At 38.4% G+C, this 15,877-nt stretch carries 28 protein-coding genes and 1 pseudogene; 1 reads left to right on the top strand and 28 read right to left on the bottom strand.

All coding sequences use genetic code 11. From position 1 onward, the window contains the following. Positions 1-2: 2 nt before the first annotated feature. From rpmJ to rpsL, 28 genes are all read right to left on the bottom strand, one after another. Positions 3-119, bottom strand: coding sequence for a 50S ribosomal protein L36 (gene rpmJ / locus ACOMA7_RS04205; protein WP_034531530.1), 117 nt, complete (start codon positions 117-119; stop codon positions 3-5). Positions 120-152: 33 nt separating this feature from the next. Next, complete coding sequence (infA, locus tag ACOMA7_RS04200) at positions 153-371, bottom strand: translation initiation factor IF-1 (RefSeq protein WP_034531529.1); 219 nt, start codon at positions 369-371, stop codon at positions 153-155. A 159-nt stretch (positions 372-530) separates the two neighbouring features. Next, complete coding sequence (locus ACOMA7_RS04195; RefSeq protein WP_277813699.1) at positions 531-1,181, bottom strand: adenylate kinase; 651 nt, start codon at positions 1,179-1,181, stop codon at positions 531-533. A 30-nt stretch (positions 1,182-1,211) separates the two neighbouring features. Beyond that, positions 1,212-2,528, bottom strand: a complete 1,317-nt coding sequence (secY, locus tag ACOMA7_RS04190) for a preprotein translocase subunit SecY (protein ID WP_034531525.1) — start codon at positions 2,526-2,528, stop codon at positions 1,212-1,214. Further along, positions 2,529-2,960, bottom strand: a complete 432-nt coding sequence (gene rplO, locus ACOMA7_RS04185) for a 50S ribosomal protein L15 (RefSeq protein WP_034531523.1) — start codon at positions 2,958-2,960, stop codon at positions 2,529-2,531. Between the two features lie 25 nt (positions 2,961-2,985). Beyond that, the gene (gene rpmD, locus ACOMA7_RS04180; RefSeq protein WP_034531522.1) at positions 2,986-3,168 is read right to left on the bottom strand and encodes a 50S ribosomal protein L30; all 183 of its coding nucleotides are present in this window, start codon (positions 3,166-3,168) and stop codon (positions 2,986-2,988) included. A 14-nt stretch (positions 3,169-3,182) separates the two neighbouring features. After that, positions 3,183-3,686: a 30S ribosomal protein S5 gene (gene rpsE / locus ACOMA7_RS04175; protein WP_034531520.1), complete on the bottom strand. Its 504-nt coding sequence runs from the start codon at positions 3,684-3,686 to the stop codon at positions 3,183-3,185. 20 nt (positions 3,687-3,706) lie between these two features. After that, positions 3,707-4,063: a 50S ribosomal protein L18 gene (gene rplR / locus ACOMA7_RS04170; RefSeq protein ID WP_080695536.1), complete on the bottom strand. Its 357-nt coding sequence runs from the start codon at positions 4,061-4,063 to the stop codon at positions 3,707-3,709. Between the two features lie 54 nt (positions 4,064-4,117). Beyond that, entirely contained in the window at positions 4,118-4,657 is a 540-nt protein-coding gene (rplF, locus tag ACOMA7_RS04165) for a 50S ribosomal protein L6 (RefSeq protein WP_054608320.1), read from the bottom strand. Between the two features lie 31 nt (positions 4,658-4,688). Then, entirely contained in the window at positions 4,689-5,087 is a 399-nt protein-coding gene (gene rpsH, locus ACOMA7_RS04160) for a 30S ribosomal protein S8 (protein ID WP_034531516.1), read from the bottom strand. 33 nt (positions 5,088-5,120) lie between these two features. Beyond that, the gene (locus ACOMA7_RS04155) at positions 5,121-5,306 is read right to left on the bottom strand and encodes a type Z 30S ribosomal protein S14 (RefSeq protein ID WP_034531514.1); all 186 of its coding nucleotides are present in this window, start codon (positions 5,304-5,306) and stop codon (positions 5,121-5,123) included. A gap of 18 nt (positions 5,307-5,324) precedes the next feature. After that, complete coding sequence (gene rplE / locus ACOMA7_RS04150; protein ID WP_034534416.1) at positions 5,325-5,867, bottom strand: 50S ribosomal protein L5; 543 nt, start codon at positions 5,865-5,867, stop codon at positions 5,325-5,327. A gap of 28 nt (positions 5,868-5,895) precedes the next feature. Beyond that, positions 5,896-6,204 (bottom strand): 50S ribosomal protein L24, encoded by a 309-nt coding sequence (rplX, locus tag ACOMA7_RS04145; RefSeq protein WP_034531511.1) that lies wholly within the window; start codon positions 6,202-6,204, stop codon positions 5,896-5,898. Positions 6,205-6,236: 32 nt separating this feature from the next. Then, a complete protein-coding gene (rplN, locus tag ACOMA7_RS04140) occupies positions 6,237-6,605 on the bottom strand; it encodes a 50S ribosomal protein L14 (protein WP_034531509.1) in 369 nt (122 codons plus the stop codon). A 52-nt stretch (positions 6,606-6,657) separates the two neighbouring features. Continuing rightward, a complete protein-coding gene (gene rpsQ, locus ACOMA7_RS04135) occupies positions 6,658-6,918 on the bottom strand; it encodes a 30S ribosomal protein S17 (protein WP_034531507.1) in 261 nt (86 codons plus the stop codon). 24 nt (positions 6,919-6,942) lie between these two features. Continuing rightward, positions 6,943-7,137 carry a 50S ribosomal protein L29 gene (gene rpmC / locus ACOMA7_RS04130; protein ID WP_034531506.1) on the bottom strand — a complete coding sequence of 65 codons (195 nt, stop codon included), beginning with the start codon at positions 7,135-7,137 and terminating at the stop codon, positions 6,943-6,945. Beyond that, entirely contained in the window at positions 7,127-7,561 is a 435-nt protein-coding gene (gene rplP, locus ACOMA7_RS04125; protein WP_034531505.1) for a 50S ribosomal protein L16, read from the bottom strand. Before rplP ends, rpmC begins: the two co-directional genes overlap by 11 nt. A gap of 2 nt (positions 7,562-7,563) precedes the next feature. Continuing rightward, positions 7,564-8,235, bottom strand: coding sequence for a 30S ribosomal protein S3 (rpsC, locus tag ACOMA7_RS04120; RefSeq protein ID WP_034531504.1), 672 nt, complete (start codon positions 8,233-8,235; stop codon positions 7,564-7,566). Positions 8,236-8,247: 12 nt separating this feature from the next. Beyond that, on the bottom strand, positions 8,248-8,595 hold the full coding sequence (rplV, locus tag ACOMA7_RS04115) for a 50S ribosomal protein L22 (protein WP_034531503.1): 348 nt from the start codon (positions 8,593-8,595) through the stop codon (positions 8,248-8,250). A 16-nt stretch (positions 8,596-8,611) separates the two neighbouring features. After that, positions 8,612-8,887 (bottom strand): 30S ribosomal protein S19, encoded by a 276-nt coding sequence (rpsS, locus tag ACOMA7_RS04110; RefSeq protein ID WP_034531502.1) that lies wholly within the window; start codon positions 8,885-8,887, stop codon positions 8,612-8,614. 63 nt (positions 8,888-8,950) lie between these two features. Continuing rightward, a complete protein-coding gene (gene rplB, locus ACOMA7_RS04105) occupies positions 8,951-9,790 on the bottom strand; it encodes a 50S ribosomal protein L2 (RefSeq protein WP_034531499.1) in 840 nt (279 codons plus the stop codon). Positions 9,791-9,815: 25 nt separating this feature from the next. Further along, positions 9,816-10,103 (bottom strand): 50S ribosomal protein L23, encoded by a 288-nt coding sequence (rplW, locus tag ACOMA7_RS04100; RefSeq protein ID WP_034531498.1) that lies wholly within the window; start codon positions 10,101-10,103, stop codon positions 9,816-9,818. After that, positions 10,103-10,726, bottom strand: coding sequence for a 50S ribosomal protein L4 (gene rplD / locus ACOMA7_RS04095; protein ID WP_034531497.1), 624 nt, complete (start codon positions 10,724-10,726; stop codon positions 10,103-10,105). The genes rplW and rplD overlap by 1 nt, the downstream gene beginning before the upstream one ends. Positions 10,727-10,743: 17 nt before the next feature. Then, positions 10,744-11,379: a 50S ribosomal protein L3 gene (gene rplC / locus ACOMA7_RS04090; RefSeq protein ID WP_034531496.1), complete on the bottom strand. Its 636-nt coding sequence runs from the start codon at positions 11,377-11,379 to the stop codon at positions 10,744-10,746. 34 nt (positions 11,380-11,413) lie between these two features. Continuing rightward, entirely contained in the window at positions 11,414-11,722 is a 309-nt protein-coding gene (gene rpsJ / locus ACOMA7_RS04085; protein ID WP_034531495.1) for a 30S ribosomal protein S10, read from the bottom strand. Positions 11,723-12,186: 464 nt separating this feature from the next. Further along, complete coding sequence (gene fusA / locus ACOMA7_RS04080) at positions 12,187-14,277, bottom strand: elongation factor G (RefSeq protein ID WP_057198200.1); 2,091 nt, start codon at positions 14,275-14,277, stop codon at positions 12,187-12,189. A gap of 108 nt (positions 14,278-14,385) precedes the next feature. Then, positions 14,386-14,856, bottom strand: a complete 471-nt coding sequence (rpsG, locus tag ACOMA7_RS04075) for a 30S ribosomal protein S7 (protein WP_034531493.1) — start codon at positions 14,854-14,856, stop codon at positions 14,386-14,388. 40 nt (positions 14,857-14,896) lie between these two features. Continuing rightward, positions 14,897-15,310: a 30S ribosomal protein S12 gene (gene rpsL / locus ACOMA7_RS04070; protein WP_034531492.1), complete on the bottom strand. Its 414-nt coding sequence runs from the start codon at positions 15,308-15,310 to the stop codon at positions 14,897-14,899. A 172-nt stretch (positions 15,311-15,482) separates the two neighbouring features. Between rpsL and ACOMA7_RS04065 the strand changes: the two are divergent. Next, positions 15,483-15,734 (top strand): annotated as a pseudogene (locus ACOMA7_RS04065) (prepilin peptidase); the annotation flags it as partial. Positions 15,735-15,877 lie beyond the last annotated feature (143 nt).

Below are 15,877 nucleotides of genomic sequence, written 5' to 3'. Positions count from 1 at the left end.
AATTACTTACCTTGTCTTTGTTTATGTTTTGGATTTGAGCAAATGACCATAACACGGCCTTTTCTCTTAATTACTTTACAATTTTCACACATTGGTTTTACTGATGGACGAACCTTCATTATATAACCCTCCTATACTTCAAGACAGTATCCTTACTTATAACGGTAAGTAATACGTCCCTTGCTTAAATCATATGGTGACATTTCAACTGTGACACGATCACCAGGTAAAATACGAATGTAATGCATTCTAATCTTACCGGAAACGTGAGCTAAAATTTCGTGACCATTTTCTAGTTCAACACGAAACATAGCATTTGGTAAGGTTTCGCTAACCTTACCTTCAATTTCAATAACATTATCTTTAGACAAAGAATTTTCCTCCTCGAAAAATACGATTACTACATAAAGGTAGCCAAATGCCAAGATATTATCGACAAAGACCGCCATGTAGCTAATCGCAAATACACATGGGTTAGTTTATCACACAAACATACTTCCAGCAACAAATGCTAGCCGCAGAAGCAATTACTAGAATTGCTTAAGTATTTTGTCAATGTCTTTAGTAACATCATCAATATCTTGACCACCATCAACAGTGAATAATAAATCACGTTCTTTGTAAAAATCAATTAATGGTGTATTCATCTTGATGTTTACATCTAAACGATTCTTAACTGTTTCAGGCTTGTCATCACTACGTTGATAAAATTCATGGCCACCACAAATATCACAAGTATCTTCAACTTTTGGCATTTTGTATAGCTTGTGGTAAGTGGCACCACAGTTCTTACAAATAAATCTACCAGAAAGTCGATCAACAAGAACTTTAGGGTCAACGTCAATATTTATAACAGCATCCAATGGACGATCAAGCTCTTTACAAATTTCTTGTAAAGCATTTGCTTGTTCGATAGTTCTAGGAAAACCGTCTAACATATATCCTTTTTTAGTATCATCTTGTGCAAGACGATCTTTAACAATTCCACATGTTACATCATCAGGAACCAAGTTCCCTTTGTCAATATATTGTTTTGCCTTTAATCCCATTTCAGTTTGGTCTTTTATAGCGGCACGAAAGATATCTCCAGTAGAGATATGTGGAATACCATAATTTTCAATAATGGATTCAGCTTGTGTACCTTTACCAGCTCCAGGAAGCCCCATTAAGATTAAGTTCATTGACATATTTAATTACCTCCATTCACACTTTTATAAATCATTTGGACGAGGTGATTGAATGAATCCAACATATTCTTGTTTCATCATTAAACCACGAATTTGTCTAATTGTTTCGATGGCAACACCAACAACAATTAGTAAACTAGTACCACCTAAACCGATGGATTCGTCTAAGCTCCAAACGTTTTGTGCAATTAAAGGAATTAAAGCAACAATTCCTAGGAATAGGGCTCCAACTACGCTAAGTCTCATTAAGACTTTTGATACGTAAGTTTGAGTTCCATTTCCTGGCCAAACACCTGGAATATAGCTTCCTTGTTTTTGCAAGTTTTCTGAAAGTTTTTCAGGGTTAACTTGAACAAAAGCGTAAAAGAATGTAAAGACAACAATTAATACAGTGTATAAGGTAGCACCTGAAAGAGTTTGCATATTAAATACGTTACTCAATACTTGGTACCAACCATCACCAGAATGTTTACCTGCAAAGAAAAGCAAGATTGCTTGTGGTGTTGAGATAAACGAACTGGCGAAGATAACAGGGATAACACCGGCAACGTTAACCTTTAAAGGTAGGTAACTATTGTCACCCGCGCCTGTTTCTCTTCTAGTATATTGAATTGGAATCCTACGTTCAGCTTGTTGGAACCAGGTAACAAAAGTAACAATTATTAGAATTACAACGAATAGCGCAGCTAAGAATAAGATAGAAGGCCATAATTGTGAAGAAGTATCTCCAACGATGTATTCCTTATATAATTGTTGAACTCCTGTAGGAATTCTTGCGATAATACCGGCGAAGATGATCATTGAAACACCTTGACCGATACCACGATCAGTAATCATGTCACCCATCCAAGTTGTTAACATTGAACCACCGGTTAAAATTAAACCGATACTCAAATAAGTAGCAGGACCAGGATTTTGAACAAGGTTCAAACTGCTTAAAGTGTTAAATCCGGCTGTAATTCCAATAGACTGCACGAAAGCAAGAAATACTGTAAGTATTCTGGTAACTTGGTTCAACTTACGTCTACCCACGTCACCTTGTTTGCTCCATTCAACAAAACGAGGAACGATGTCCATTTGTAATAGTTGAACGATGATTTGCGCAGTAATATATGGTGAAACACCCATAGCAAATAGTGAATAGTTAGTTAATCCACCACCACTAAAGGTGTTTAAAATGCTAACCAAGCCAGATGAAGCAACGCTTTGGAGTGCTTTAGCATTTATACCAGGAACTGTAATATAAGCACCTAATCTAAAAACAATCAATACTCCCAAAGTAAACATGATTTTATTTCTAATATCTTTTACCTTAAAAGCGTTTTTCAAGGCTGATAGCATTTAGATCACCTCGATCTTACCGCCAGCATTTTCGATGGCTGATTTAGCAGCATCAGAAAATTTGTTAGCCTTAACAGTTAGCTTCTTGTTAAGTTCACCGTTACCTAGAATCTTAATTCCATCCTTGGCACTCTTAACGATACCAGCTTCCATTAAAGTTTCTGGTGTAACTTCAACACCGTCGTCAAATTGATCTAAAGTAGATAAGTTAACGATAGCGTATTCCTTACGGTTAATGTTAGTGAAACCACGCTTAGGAATTCTACGGTAGAAAGGCATTTGGCCCCCTTCGAATCCAACACGTGTCTTACTACGAGCCTTTTGACCCTTTTGTCCACGACCAGAAGTCTTACCTTTACTTCCTAATCCACGACCTAGACGTTGTCTTGATGAACGTGAACCTTCGGCAGCTTTTAATTCATGTAATTTCATTTGAAGTGCACCTCCTTGTTATTTATTACTTAACTTGTTCAACTTTAACTAAGTGTGCGATATGGAACAATGCTCCACGAGTTGCTTCGTTGTCAGGTTTAACAACAGTACTGTTAATACGACCTAAACCTAGCGCCTTAACAATTTTACGTTGTTTGGGGAGACGGTGTTCTGCACTGTGAGTTAAAGTAATCTTTAATTGAGCCATCTTCTAACCCCTCCTTATTCTGCTAAATGTTGAGCAGAAACGCCACGTAAAGTAGCAACTTTTTCTGCACTCTTCAATGCTTTTAGTCCTTCAAAAGTAGCACGAATAGCATTGATTGGAGTATCTGAACCTAAACGCTTACTTGTAACATCGTCAATACCAGCTAATTCCATAACTGAACGAACGGCACCACCAGCGGCAACACCAGAACCTTCTTCAGCAGGTTTTAACATGATCTTACCACCACCATAAGTACCGATAATTTCATGAGGAATAGTAGTACCAACCTTAGGAACACTAATTAAGTTCTTACGACCATCTTCAACAGCCTTACGGATAGCATCTGGAACTTCTTGAGCTTTACCAGTACCGAATCCGACGTGACCATTTCTATCACCAACAACAACTAAAGCAGCAAAACGTAGACGACGTCCACCTTTAACAACCTTAGTAATACGGTTGATTGATACGACAGTATCTTCAAGTTCTAATTTATTTGGATCAATAAATTCAGCCATTGCGGTTATTCCTCCTTTTATTAAAATTCTAGTCCGTTTTCACGTGCAGCTTCAGCAAGAGCTTGTACACGTCCATGGTATAAGTAACCACCACGGTCGAAAACAACATTTTTAACATTTTTTTCAACGGCACGTTTGGCAACTAAAGCACCAACAGATGATGCTTGTTCAGTCTTGTTTGAACCGTTAACTTCTTTGTCTAGAGTTGAGGCACTAGCAAGCGTAACACCCGCTACGTCATCAATAACTTGAGCGTAGATGTTTTTGTTAGAACGGTAAACGTTCAAACGTGGGCACACAGCAGTACCAGAGATTTTGTTACGGACACGCAAGTGACGACGTTGACGTGTCTTGTTTTTATCTGGTTTATTAATCAAAATAGTCACCTCTTAAATATTAATTAAAATAGTTAAGCAATGAGATCTAACTCATTACTTACCTGTCTTACCTTCCTTACGACGTACAACTTCGTTTTCGTAACGAATACCTTTACCCTTGTAAGGTTCAGGTGAACGAACAGCACGAACACGAGCTGCAAAGTCACCAACGTGTTCTTTGTTGATACCGCTGATAGTAATAGTTAAACTATCTGGAGTTTCAACCTTAAGATCATCATTGATTTGCATTTCAACAGGGTTGGAGTAACCAACGTTTAATTCTAGGACAGAACCTTTAGCTTGAGCACGGTAACCAACACCGACTAGCTTAAGTGTCTTAGTAAAACCATTTGATACACCTTCAACCATGTTGTTTAAGTTAGCACGCATAGTACCGTGCATTGCACGGGTCTTGTTATCGTATCTAACTGCTGGTTCAAAAGTTACAACGTTATCATTAACGTTCATCTTGATAATTGGTGAGAATTCACGAGTTAGTGAACCCTTAGCACCTTTAACAGTTACGTTGTTACCTTCAGTTGATAATTCAACACCTTCAGGTAAAACAATCTTTCTGTAACCAATACGACTCATTTCATTACACCTCCAATTCAAGCAAAAAGTATTACCAAATGTAAGCTAATACTTCTCCACCAATTTTTTTAGCACGAGCTTCTTTATCAGTGATAACACCTTCAGAAGTTGAGATAATTGCAATACCTAAACCATTTAATACCTTAGGAATTGAATCAGATTTTACGTATGAACGTAGACCAGGTTTTGAAATACGCTTCAAACCAGTGATAACACGTTCATTGTTCTTACCATATTTTAGGAATACGCGGATAACGCCTTGTTTGTCGTCTTCAACGTATTCAACATCGCGAACGAAACCTTCACGTTTTAAGATTTCAGCAATGTTGTTTTTGATTTTTGAAGCTGGAACTTCAACTGAATCGTGACGAGCCATGTTGGCGTTACGAATTCTAGTTAATAAGTCAGCGATTGGATCTGTCATGGACATTAACGTAGACCTCCTATCTAATTATAGTTAATTTTACCAACTTGCCTTCTTCATACCAGGGATTTGGCCTTTGTGCGCAAGATCTCTGATGCATAGACGGCATAAATGAAACTTCTTGTAAACTGAATGAGGTCTACCACAGCGTTCGCAACGAGTGTAATTTCTTGTTGAGAATTTAGCAGGACGTTCACTTTTTACAACTAATGCTTTTCTAGCCATATTATTTATACCCTCCTATTATTTTGCAAATGGCATACCGAATTGAGTTAACAATTCTTTGGATTCTTCGTCAGTGTTAGCAGTTGTAACAATAACGATGTCTAATCCACGTACACGGTTAACGTTATCGTAGTTAATTTCTGGGAAAATTAATTGTTCACGAATACCTAGAGTGTAGTTACCACGACCGTCGAATGAACGGTTGTTAACACCATGGAAATCACGAACACGTGGTAATGAAACGTTAACTAACTTGTCTAAGAAGTCATACATACGTTCACCACGTAGAGTAACTTTGGCACCAATTGACATACCTTCACGTAAACGGAAGCCGGCGATTGATTTCTTAGCCTTAGTTACTAGAGGTTTTTGACCAGAAATTAGAGTTAATTCTGAAACAGCTTCGTCTAAGTTCTTAGCGTTAGTAACAGCGTCACCAACACCCATGTTTAGAACGATCTTTTCAATTTTTGGAGCTTGCATAACTGAAGAGTAGTTAAACTTTTCAACTAATGCTTTTGTAATTTCATTTTTGTACTTTTCTTGTAAACGGTTTGACATGGAAAGGTATCCTCCTTTCAATTAAATTTTAATCGATTGATTTGTTTGATTTTTTAGAAATACGAACTTTCTTACCATTTTCAATTTTGAATCCAACCTTAGTTGGTTCGTTAGTTGATGGGTCAATTAACATAACGTTTGAAACATGAATAGGAGCTTCAACTTCATTAATGCCACCTTGTGGGTTAGCTTGTGAAGCTTTTTGATGTTTCTTAACAATGTTAATGCCTTCAACGATTACGCGATCTTTTGAAGCGATAGTCTTGGTAACAGTACCTTCTTTACCTTTATCCTTACCACTAATAACGCGAACTTTGTCACCGGTTTTAATAAACATTTCTTGGCACCTCCTTGGTTGACATTGATTAATTAAAGTACTTCAGGGGCTAGAGAAACGATCTTCATGAATTCGTTGTCACGTAGTTCACGTGCAACTGGTCCGAAAATACGAGTTCCCTTTGGACTTTTATCATCTTGAACAAGTACGGCAGCATTTTCATCGAAACGGATGTATGAACCATCTGCACGACGTGATACTGACTTAGTTCTTACGATTACAGCCTTAACAACGTCACCCTTTTTGACAACGCCACCTGGTGTTGCTTGTTTAACAGTAGCAACAATGATATCACCGATACCTGCATATCTTCTGCTTGATCCACCTAAAACTTTAATAGTTAAAAGTTCACGAGCACCTGAGTTATCAGCAACTTTCAAACGACTTTCTTGTTGAATCATTAGCTAATACCCTCCTTCCGGTATTTACTCAGAATACGATAAAATTCTTATGTTAGATAATAACAGCTTTTTCAACGATATTAACTAGACGGAAATTCTTAGTAGCTGATAGCTTACGTGTTTCCATAATTTCTACAACATCGCCCATTTTAGCTTCATTGTTTTCATCATGAGCCTTGTACTTCTTTGAGTACTTAACACGTTTTCCGTAAGTAGGATGTGTTTTGTAAGTTTCAACAACAACAGTGATGGTTTTGTCCATCTTGTCTGAAACAACACGGCCTCTGTAGACCTTACGCATATTACGTTCCATATTACATTGACCTCCTATCGTATTCTATTTGTTTAGTTCTTGTTGACGCAAAGCAGTTTTGATACGTGCAATGTTCTTACGAACTTGCTTCAATCTTGCAGTGTTTTCCAATTGACCAGTAGCTAATTGAAAACGAAGGTTGAATAGTTCTTCTTTGTAGCTTTGTTCTTTTTCATGCATTTGAGCAGTGGTTAGTTCATTAATTTCTTTAGCCTTCATTTGATTCGCCACCTACTTCCTCACGTTTAATAATCTTTGTTCGAACAGGAAGTTTAGCTGAAGCTAAACGTAAAGCTTCTAGAGCAACTTCTTCAGAAACTCCACCAACTTCGAATAGGACTTTTCCACGTTTAACTGGAGCAACCCATCCTGCTGGAGAACCTTTACCATTACCCATACGAACCCCTACACCTTTTTCAGTGTATGACTTGTGAGGGAAAATCTTAATCCAAACTTTCCCACCACGCTTCATATGTCTTGTCATAGCAATACGACAAGCTTCGATTTGACGGTTAGTGATCCAATGTGAATCGATTGATTGTAAACCAAATTCACCGAATGAAACAGTGTTTCCACCCTTTGAATGACCACGTAACTTACCACGGTGTTCACGACGGAACTTAACACGTTTTGGTACTAGCATGTTTATTTCCCTCCTTTATCGTTTTCTTGAGCATCGTTAACTGCTTGTGGTAAAACTTCACCACGGTAGATCCAAGTTTTTACACCAATTGATCCGTAAGTAGTGTGAGCTTCTTCCCAAGCGTAATCGATGTCTGCTCTTAGTGTATGCAATGGAACAGTTCCTTCAGCGTATGCTTCCACACGTGACATATCTGCACCATTTAGACGACCAGCAACTTGAGTTTTGATACCCTTAGCACCGGCACGACGAGAGCGTTGCATTGATTGACGCATTGCACGACGGAATGCTACACGGCCTTCCAATTGACGAGCAATGTTTTCACCAACAAGTTTTGCATCTAAATCAGGTTTCTTGATTTCGATGATGTTGATGTGAACTCTCTTACCTGTTAAATTGTTTAATTCTTTACGAAGATTTTCGACTTCTGATCCGCCTTTACCGATAACCATACCTGGTTTAGCAGTGTGAATTGAAACGTTAACACGCTTTGCAGCACGTTCGATAACAACTCTTGATACGGAAGCGTCAGCGAGTCTCTTACTAATGTATTCACGGATTTTTAGGTCTTCGTTTAAATCGTTAGCAAAATCAGCTTTTTCAGCGTACCATTTTGCGTCCCAATCGCGAATAACTCCGACACGTAATCCAGTAGGATTTACTTTTTGACCCACGGCTAATCCCTCCTATTTTTCTGATACTACAACTGTGATATGACTAGTACGTTTGTTGATTGGAGAAGCAGAACCTTTTGCTCTTGGACGGAAACGTTTTAAAGTTGGTCCTTCGTTAACAAAAACTTCGCTTACTACCAAGTCTTCACGATCTAAATCAAAATTATTTTCTGCATTTGCTACAGCTGACATTAAAACTTTTGAAACAACTGGTGAAGCTCCTCTTGGAGTGAACTTCAAGATTGCAGCTGCTTCTGAAACGCTTTTACCTCTAATAAGATCAACTACAAGGCGGACCTTACGTGCGGCAATGCGAACAGTTCTAGCAGTAGCTTTTGCTGATGTAACTTGTTCAGCCATTTGTTATCCTCCTTGCTTAAACAGTTTTCTTATCGTCGTTTCCATGTCCATGGAAAGTACGAGTTGGTACGAATTCACCTAGTTTGTGACCTACCATATCTTCTTGAATATAAACTGGAACGTTCTTTCTTCCATCATAAACAGCGATAGTGTAGCCAATGAAACTAGGGAAGATTGTTGAACGACGTGACCATGTCTTGATTACGTCTTTCTTGTCTTGGTCTTTTTGAGCATCGATTTTCTTTAAAAGATGCTTATCGGCAAAAGGTCCCTTTTTTAAACTACGAGACATTATGAAACCTCCTCTTCAAAATCAGTATAGGGAAGTGTATACCCGAAGGTATAACTTAGTTTATTACATCTTTGATCCCTTACGACGGCGAACGATGAACTTGTTGGAACGAGCCTTCTTACTACGAGTCTTCTTACCAACAGTCTTCTTGTGCCATGGTGATAATGGTGATGGGTAACCAACTGGAGCTTTACCTTCACCACCACCATGAGGGTGATCGTTAGGGTTCATTACAGAACCACGAACGTGTGGACGTTGGCCCTTGTAACGGTTACGACCAGCTTTACCAATGTTAACTAATGAGTGTTCTTCGTTACCAATGCTACCAATAGTTGCACGGTTAACTGAAAGAATCATACGAACTTCACCTGATGCTAGACGAACTAGTACGTATTTTCCTTCCTTACCCAATAGTTGAGCTGAAGTACCAGCAGAACGAACTAATTGTCCACCCTTACCTGGTTTTAATTCGATATTGTGAATAACTGTACCTACAGGGATATCCTTCAATGCTAATGCATTACCTGGTTTGATATCAGCGTTTGGTCCTGATTGAACCTTGTCGCCAACTTTTAGACCCTTAGGTGCTAGAATGTATGACTTGATACCGTCAGTGTAAACAACTAACGCAATGTTAGCAGTACGGTTTGGATCGTATTCGATAGTCTTAACGATACCATCAACGTCGTCATGGTTACGCTTGAAATCAATAATACGGTATTGATTCTTGTTACCACCACCACGGTGACGAACAGTCATATGACCATAGTTGTTACGACCAGCAGTGTGTGACTTAGGAGCCAATAATGACTTTTCAGGTTTTGAAGTAGTCAAAACACTGTAGTCAATGCTAGTCATGTTACGACGACCATTACTGGTTGCCTTGTATTTTTTAATAGCCACGGTGTTTTCCTCCTAAATTGATATTTTATTTATTGCTAAATAAGTTAATTTCTTTTGAATCGTTTGATAAAGTAACGATCGCTTTACGACGCTTCTTAGTGTAACCAGAGAAACGACCTTGGCGCTTTAGCTTACCTTTAAGATTCATAATATTTACATTTGCAACTTTAACATCAAAGATGTCTTGAATTGCGTTCTTCACTTGTGTTTTAGTTGCTCGTAAGTCAACATCAAAAGTGTATTTCTTTTCGTCCATCATAGCAGTTGATTGTTCTGTAATAACGGGACGTAGGATAATATCACGTGATTCCATTATGCGAGCACCTCCTCTACTTGAGAAAGAGCAGCCTTTGTGATGACAATCTTGTCACTGTTTACAACGCTCAATGTGTTTAAACCTTTAGCTGAAACGATTTCAACGTTCTTTAGGTTACGAGCTGATAATACAGCGTTCTTGTTGTCTTCTTCCAAGACTACTAATGTCTTAGTTGAAGCATTTAGCTTGTTTAGTGCTTCTGAGAAGTCTTTAGTCTTAGGAGCATCGAAGCTTAATGAGTCAACAACTACGAAGTTGTCGTTAGCAACCTTTTCTGATAGAACAGACTTGATAGCTAGACGGCTAACCTTCTTTGGTAAGTGGTAGCTGTATGAACGAGGAGTTGGTCCGAAGACAATTCCACCCCCACGCCATTGTGGTGAACGGATTGAACCTTGACGAGCACGTCCAGTACCCTTTTGACGCCATGGCTTCTTACCACCACCTCTAACAGCGCTTCTGTTCTTTACAGCATGTGTACCTTGGCGCATTGATGCTCTTTGCATCAAAACAACGTCAAATACAACACTGTCGTTTTGTTCGATAGCAAAGATTTCATCGTTTAATTCAACGTTTCCGTTCTTGCTACCATCTTGTTTGTATAATGCTACGCTTGTCATTTATGGTTCCTCCTTTCTTATTTTTGTGATCCGCGAGCTGCAGATTTAACAGTTAGGAATGACTTGTTGGCACCAGGAACGTTACCCTTAATTAGGATTACGTTGTTGTCAACGTCAGCCTTAACTACTTCAAGATTTTGAATAGTAACTTGTTTGTTACCCATTCTACCTGGTAATTTCATACCCTTAGTAACACGGTTGATAATTACACCAAGTGAACCAGGACGACGGTGGTATCTAGAACCGTGAGTTTCAGGACCTCTAGCTTGACCATCCTTATGAATGTTACCTTGGTAACCATGACCCTTTGTGATACCTGTTACATCTACGATGTCACCGGCTTCAAAAATGTCTGCCTTGATTTCGTCTGCTACATTGTAATCGCTAAGCTCAACATCTCTGATTTCTTTAATGAAGCGCTTAGGATTTGTATTTGCTTTTGCTACATGACCTTTTTCTGGTTTGTTACTTAAAACATCACGTTTGTCTTCGTAACCAAGTTGGATAGCGTTGTATCCATCAGTTTCAGTTGATTTTGTTTGTAGAACAACGTTTGGAGTTACATCTACAACAGTAACTGGTACTAATTCACCGTTTTCAGTGAAAACTTGAGTCATTCCGACTTTTCTACCTAAGATTCCTTTTCTGGTCATGAGTACACCTCCGATATATTGTAATTTTGATTAATTATAGTTTAATTTCGATATCAACACCGCTTGGTAAATCAAGCTTCATTAGTGAATCAACTGTTTTTGGTGTTGGGTTTAAGATGTCGATAAGACGTTTGTGAGTCAACATTTCAAATTGTTCACGTGACTTCTTAAACTTATGTGGTGAAGCTAGAACAGTATAAACAGTTCTATCTGTTGGCAATGGAATTGGACCAGAAACACTAGCACCAGTTCTTTGCGCAGTAGCCACAATCTTTTCAGCTGATTGATCTAAAGTACGATGTTCATATGCCTTTAAACGGATACGAATCTTTTGCTTTGCCATTATTTTCCCTCCTCGTCTGTATTTTAAATACGACTAACTCCGTGGAAATTACCGGCGCACCCTTCATGACAAAGTGGCCGGGTGTGTCGCAACCTCCCACATCAACGCTTTTCTCATATCTGCTTGAGAGCATACTAACCCCTCGAACAGGTACTTGTATATAATACTAGATTTTCTGCGGTGTTTCAAGGGTTTTCACTCATTTTATTGAAATTATTTTTAAATTTTTTATTCCAACTTTTTTCAAAAAAATTTGAAATTTTTTATTTTTTCTTCCATATTATATTTGTTCGATCATAAAACTAAATCATTTAAATAAATATAAAAACACCAATAAATTATAAAATTTTTCTTTTTTATACATATTAATGGTTAAAATTCCCCTATTTTTATAAATGATTTTTTTTATGTACAAAAAAAGAAGCATTGAAATTAATCAACACTTCTTAATTTAGAAACATTAATTACTTGTTTCCACCGTTCTTTTCAATAATTTCTTCTTGAACTGCGGCTGGAACTGGTGAGTAGTGATCGAATGTCATTGAGAAAGTACCTCTACCTTGAGATGCTGAACGCAATGTAGTTGCGTAACCGAACATTTCTGATAGTGGAACCATAGCATGGATTAGTTGAGCTTTGTTTCTAACTTCCATACCGTCAACGTTACCACGACGTGCAGTAACTTGTCCCATAACATCACCCATGTATTCTTCTGGAACCACGATATCAACTTTCATGATTGGTTCTAGGATAACTGGACCAGCTGACTTAGCAGCATTTCTTAATGCTAATGATGCAGCAACCTTAAATGCAGCTTCTGATGAATCGACATCATGGTAACTACCATCATATAACTTAGCCTTAACGTCAATCAATGGGTAACCAGCAAGAACACCGTTTGCCATTGATTCTTTTAGACCTTGTTCAACTGAAGGAATGTATTCACGAGGAACAACCCCACCAACGATAGCATTTTCGAATTCGAAACCTTTACCAGTTTCATTTGGAGTAAATTCAATCCAAACGTCACCATATTGACCTTTACCACCAGATTGACGAACGAATTTACCTTGAGCCTTAGTTGGCTTAGTAAATGCTTCTCTGTAGGCAACTTGTGGTTGACCAATAGTAGCTTCAACCTTGAATTCACGTTTCATACGGTCAACGATGATGTTCAAGTGAAGTTCACCCATTCCGGCGATAATAGTTTCACCAGTTTCGTTATCAGTTTCAGCCTTAAATGTAGGATCTTCTTCTGATAGCTTTTGTAGGGCAATGTTCATCTTGTCTTGGTCAGCCTTAGTCTTAGGTTCAACAGACACAGAAATAACTGGATCTGGGAATACCATTGATTCTAGGTGTAATGGGTGCTTTTGATCAGTTAGTGAGTCACCAGTAGTGGTGTTCTTCAAACCGATAGCGGCAGCGATATCACCAGAGAACACTTCTGGGATTTCAGTTCTATCATTTGAGTGCATTTGTAGTAAACGACCAACACGTTCACGTTTGTCCTTAGTTGCGTTAAGAACGTATGAACCTGATTCTAGAGTACCTTGGTATACACGAATGAAAGTTAAACGACCAACGAATGGGTCAGTTGCAACCTTAAATGCTAGGGCAGCAAATGGCTTGTTGTCATCAGCTTTAAGTTCAACATCTTCACCTGATTCAGGATCAGTAGCCTTGTATGGACGAACATCAAGTGGTGATGGTAAGAAGTCCAATACGGCGTCCATTAACATTTGGATACCCTTGTTCTTGAATGCTGAACCAGCTAATACTGGGTAGTATTCTAAGTTAAGAGTACCTTGACGAATGGCAGCTTTAATTTCATCAACTGAAATTTCTTCACCTTCAAGGTATTTTTCCATGATTCCGTCGTTGATGTCAGCAAGTGATTCAATTAAGTTAGCACGTGCTTCATCAGCTTTTTCTTTGTATTCGTCAGGAATATCAACGATATCGTAGTTTGAACCATTTTCATCTAGATCGTAGATGTATGCTTTCATTTCTACTAGGTCGATAACACCTTGGAAAGTGTCTTCCTTACCGATAGGAATTTGGATAGCGTGTGCGTTAGCATCTAGACGTTCGTGTAGAGATTCTACAGAAGCTTCGAAGTCAGCACCTAGCTTATCCATCTTGTTAGCGAATACGATACGAGGAACTTCGTATTCTGAAGCTTGACGCCAAACAGTTTCTGTTTGAGGTTCAACCCCAGCAGCAGCATCCAAGATAGTAATTGAACCATCTAGAACACGTAGTGAACGTTCAACTTCGGCAGTGAAGTCCACGTGTCCTGGAGTATCGATGATGTTGATACGAGTATCTTTCCAACGTGCAGTAGTAGCAGCTGAAGTGATAGTGATACCACGTTCTTGTTCTTGTACCATCCAGTCCATTTGTGAAGCACCATCATGAGTTTCACCAATTTTGTGGATTCTACCAGTGTAGTACAAGATACGTTCAGTAGCAGTAGTCTTACCGGCATCAATATGAGCAGTGATACCGATATTACGAGTTTTTTCTAATGGGAATTCACGTTTGTTAGCCATTATAAAAAGTTTCTCCTCTCAAAAATAAATCTCTTTTGTAAAAAAGTGGCTAATATAATAACACATTAGCCACTCAATTAAATGTACAAATAAGTTTGTACGTTTATTTTACCAACGGTAGTGAGCAAATGCACGGTTAGCTTCTGCCATCTTATGAGTGTCTTCACGTTTCTTAACTGAAGCACCTGTGTTGTTAGCAGCATCCATAAGTTCACGACCTAGGCGTTCAACCATTGTGTGTTCACCACGTAGACGTGCGTAGTTTACGATCCAACGTAAACCTAGAGTAACACGACGGTCAGGACGTACTTCGATAGGAACTTGGTAGTTTGATCCACCAACACGACGAGCCTTAACTTCTAGTACAGGCATAACGTTGTTCATAGCTTCTTCGAATACGTCAACTGGGTCATTTCCAGTTTCTTTCTTAATAAGATCAAATGCACCATATAAAATTTCTGATGCAGTTCCTCTCTTACCATCTAACATCAAACGGTTAATTAAGCTTGAAACCAATTTTGAGTTGTAGATTGGATCAGGAAGAACTTCACGTTTTTGAACATTTCCTTTTCTTGGCATTTAAAAATCCTCCTTGTTTTCTTATAGCGGAATAAATGTTTTAGTCTTTAGGCTTCTTAGTACCGTATTTTGAACGACCTTGACGACGGTCAGCAACACCGGCAGTATCTAGAGCACCACGAACGATGTGGTAACGTACCCCAGGTAAATCCTTAACACGACCACCACGAATTAAAACAACACTATGTTCTTGAAGGTTGTGACCAATACCAGGAATGTATGCAGTAACTTCAATCAAGTTTGAAAGTCTAACACGGGCGTACTTACGTAGAGCTGAGTTAGGCTTCTTTGGAGTCATAGTACCAACACGGGTAGCTACTCCACGTTTTTGAGGAGCAGGGTTGTTAGTTTGCTTCTTCTTGTAACTGTTGTACCCATGGTTTAAAGCTGGGGCTTTTGATTTAGAACTTCTAGAATGACGACCTTTACGTACTAATTGGTTAATAGTAGGCATCTAAAAATTCCTCCTTCCAATAAAATTTATTTTTAAGTCCACACATCCAGGTGGTTCTTTTTTATGTAAAAGTTCACCGGATGAATAAGCACTTAATAATATTATCACGACGTCTAATTTGTGTCAATGAAACTTAGGAATTCTTTCGTAAATAATATTGGAGGTTTTAAATATGTTTTTATTCATTTTATTTATCCTAGGTTCTTCCTTTGGATCATTTCTCACTGCCCTATTCTATCGACGAAAACATCAAGAAAGTCTCTTGGGATTCTCCCATTGTGATGTCTGCAAACATCAACTAGAGGTGATTGATTTAATCCCTATCTTCTCTTATCTACTCAATCATGGTAGATGCAGGTACTGTCATAAGACCTACTCGAGTTTCTCGTTTGTAAACGAAGTGTTCTTAGGCACAATCTTTCCATTAATATTTATTGAAACCAGAAGTATGCTGCCATTGCTTATCATTGTCTATCTTTTCTACTTAAGTCTAGAAGATATGCACAAGCAAATGGTTTCAAGTATTATTCTACACTCACTGCTATTAATTGTTTTTATTTTTGCTCT

The sequence above is a fragment of the Apilactobacillus intestinapis genome (genome assembly GCF_049166695.1).
Classification (GTDB): Bacteria; Bacillota; Bacilli; order Lactobacillales; family Lactobacillaceae; genus Apilactobacillus; species Apilactobacillus kunkeei_C.
The sequence above is the reverse complement of the archived record's forward strand: the minus strand, read 5'-3'. Positions and strand labels throughout refer to the sequence as shown.

Bases quoted from the DNA above. Each gene is read 5' to 3' on its own strand.
- rpmJ (WP_034531530.1), bottom strand. From the start codon at position 119: ATGAAGGTTCGTCCATCAGTAAAACCAATGTGTGAAAATTGTAAAGTA.
- ACOMA7_RS04195 (WP_277813699.1), bottom strand. From the start codon at position 1,181: ATGAACTTAATCTTAATGGGGCTTCCTGGAGCTGGTAAAGGTACACAA.
- secY (WP_034531525.1), bottom strand. From the start codon at position 2,528: ATGCTATCAGCCTTGAAAAACGCTTTTAAGGTAAAAGATATTAGAAAT.
- rplO (WP_034531523.1), bottom strand. From the start codon at position 2,960: ATGAAATTACATGAATTAAAAGCTGCCGAAGGTTCACGTTCATCAAGA.
- rpmD (WP_034531522.1), bottom strand. From the start codon at position 3,168: ATGGCTCAATTAAAGATTACTTTAACTCACAGTGCAGAACACCGTCTC.
- rpsE (WP_034531520.1), bottom strand. From the start codon at position 3,686: ATGGCTGAATTTATTGATCCAAATAAATTAGAACTTGAAGATACTGTC.
- rplF (WP_054608320.1), bottom strand. From the start codon at position 4,657: ATGAGTCGTATTGGTTACAGAAAGATTGTTTTACCTGAAGGTGTTGAA.
- rpsH (WP_034531516.1), bottom strand. From the start codon at position 5,087: ATGTCCATGACAGATCCAATCGCTGACTTATTAACTAGAATTCGTAAC.
- ACOMA7_RS04155 (WP_034531514.1), bottom strand. From the start codon at position 5,306: ATGGCTAGAAAAGCATTAGTTGTAAAAAGTGAACGTCCTGCTAAATTC.
- rplE (WP_034534416.1), bottom strand. From the start codon at position 5,867: ATGTCAAACCGTTTACAAGAAAAGTACAAAAATGAAATTACAAAAGCA.
- rplX (WP_034531511.1), bottom strand. From the start codon at position 6,204: ATGTTTATTAAAACCGGTGACAAAGTTCGCGTTATTAGTGGTAAGGAT.
- rplN (WP_034531509.1), bottom strand. From the start codon at position 6,605: ATGATTCAACAAGAAAGTCGTTTGAAAGTTGCTGATAACTCAGGTGCT.
- rpsQ (WP_034531507.1), bottom strand. From the start codon at position 6,918: ATGGAACGTAATATGCGTAAGGTCTACAGAGGCCGTGTTGTTTCAGAC.
- rpmC (WP_034531506.1), bottom strand. From the start codon at position 7,137: ATGAAGGCTAAAGAAATTAATGAACTAACCACTGCTCAAATGCATGAA.
- rplP (WP_034531505.1), bottom strand. From the start codon at position 7,561: ATGCTAGTACCAAAACGTGTTAAGTTCCGTCGTGAACACCGTGGTAAG.
- rplV (WP_034531503.1), bottom strand. From the start codon at position 8,595: ATGGCTGAACAAGTTACATCAGCAAAAGCTACTGCTAGAACTGTTCGC.
- rpsS (WP_034531502.1), bottom strand. From the start codon at position 8,887: ATGTCTCGTAGTTTAAAAAAGGGACCTTTTGCCGATAAGCATCTTTTA.
- rplW (WP_034531498.1), bottom strand. From the start codon at position 10,103: ATGGAATCACGTGATATTATCCTACGTCCCGTTATTACAGAACAATCA.
- rplD (WP_034531497.1), bottom strand. From the start codon at position 10,726: ATGACAAGCGTAGCATTATACAAACAAGATGGTAGCAAGAACGGAAAC.
- rplC (WP_034531496.1), bottom strand. From the start codon at position 11,379: ATGACCAGAAAAGGAATCTTAGGTAGAAAAGTCGGAATGACTCAAGTT.
- rpsJ (WP_034531495.1), bottom strand. From the start codon at position 11,722: ATGGCAAAGCAAAAGATTCGTATCCGTTTAAAGGCATATGAACATCGT.
- fusA (WP_057198200.1), bottom strand. From the start codon at position 14,277: ATGGCTAACAAACGTGAATTCCCATTAGAAAAAACTCGTAATATCGGT.
- rpsG (WP_034531493.1), bottom strand. From the start codon at position 14,856: ATGCCAAGAAAAGGAAATGTTCAAAAACGTGAAGTTCTTCCTGATCCA.
- rpsL (WP_034531492.1), bottom strand. From the start codon at position 15,310: ATGCCTACTATTAACCAATTAGTACGTAAAGGTCGTCATTCTAGAAGT.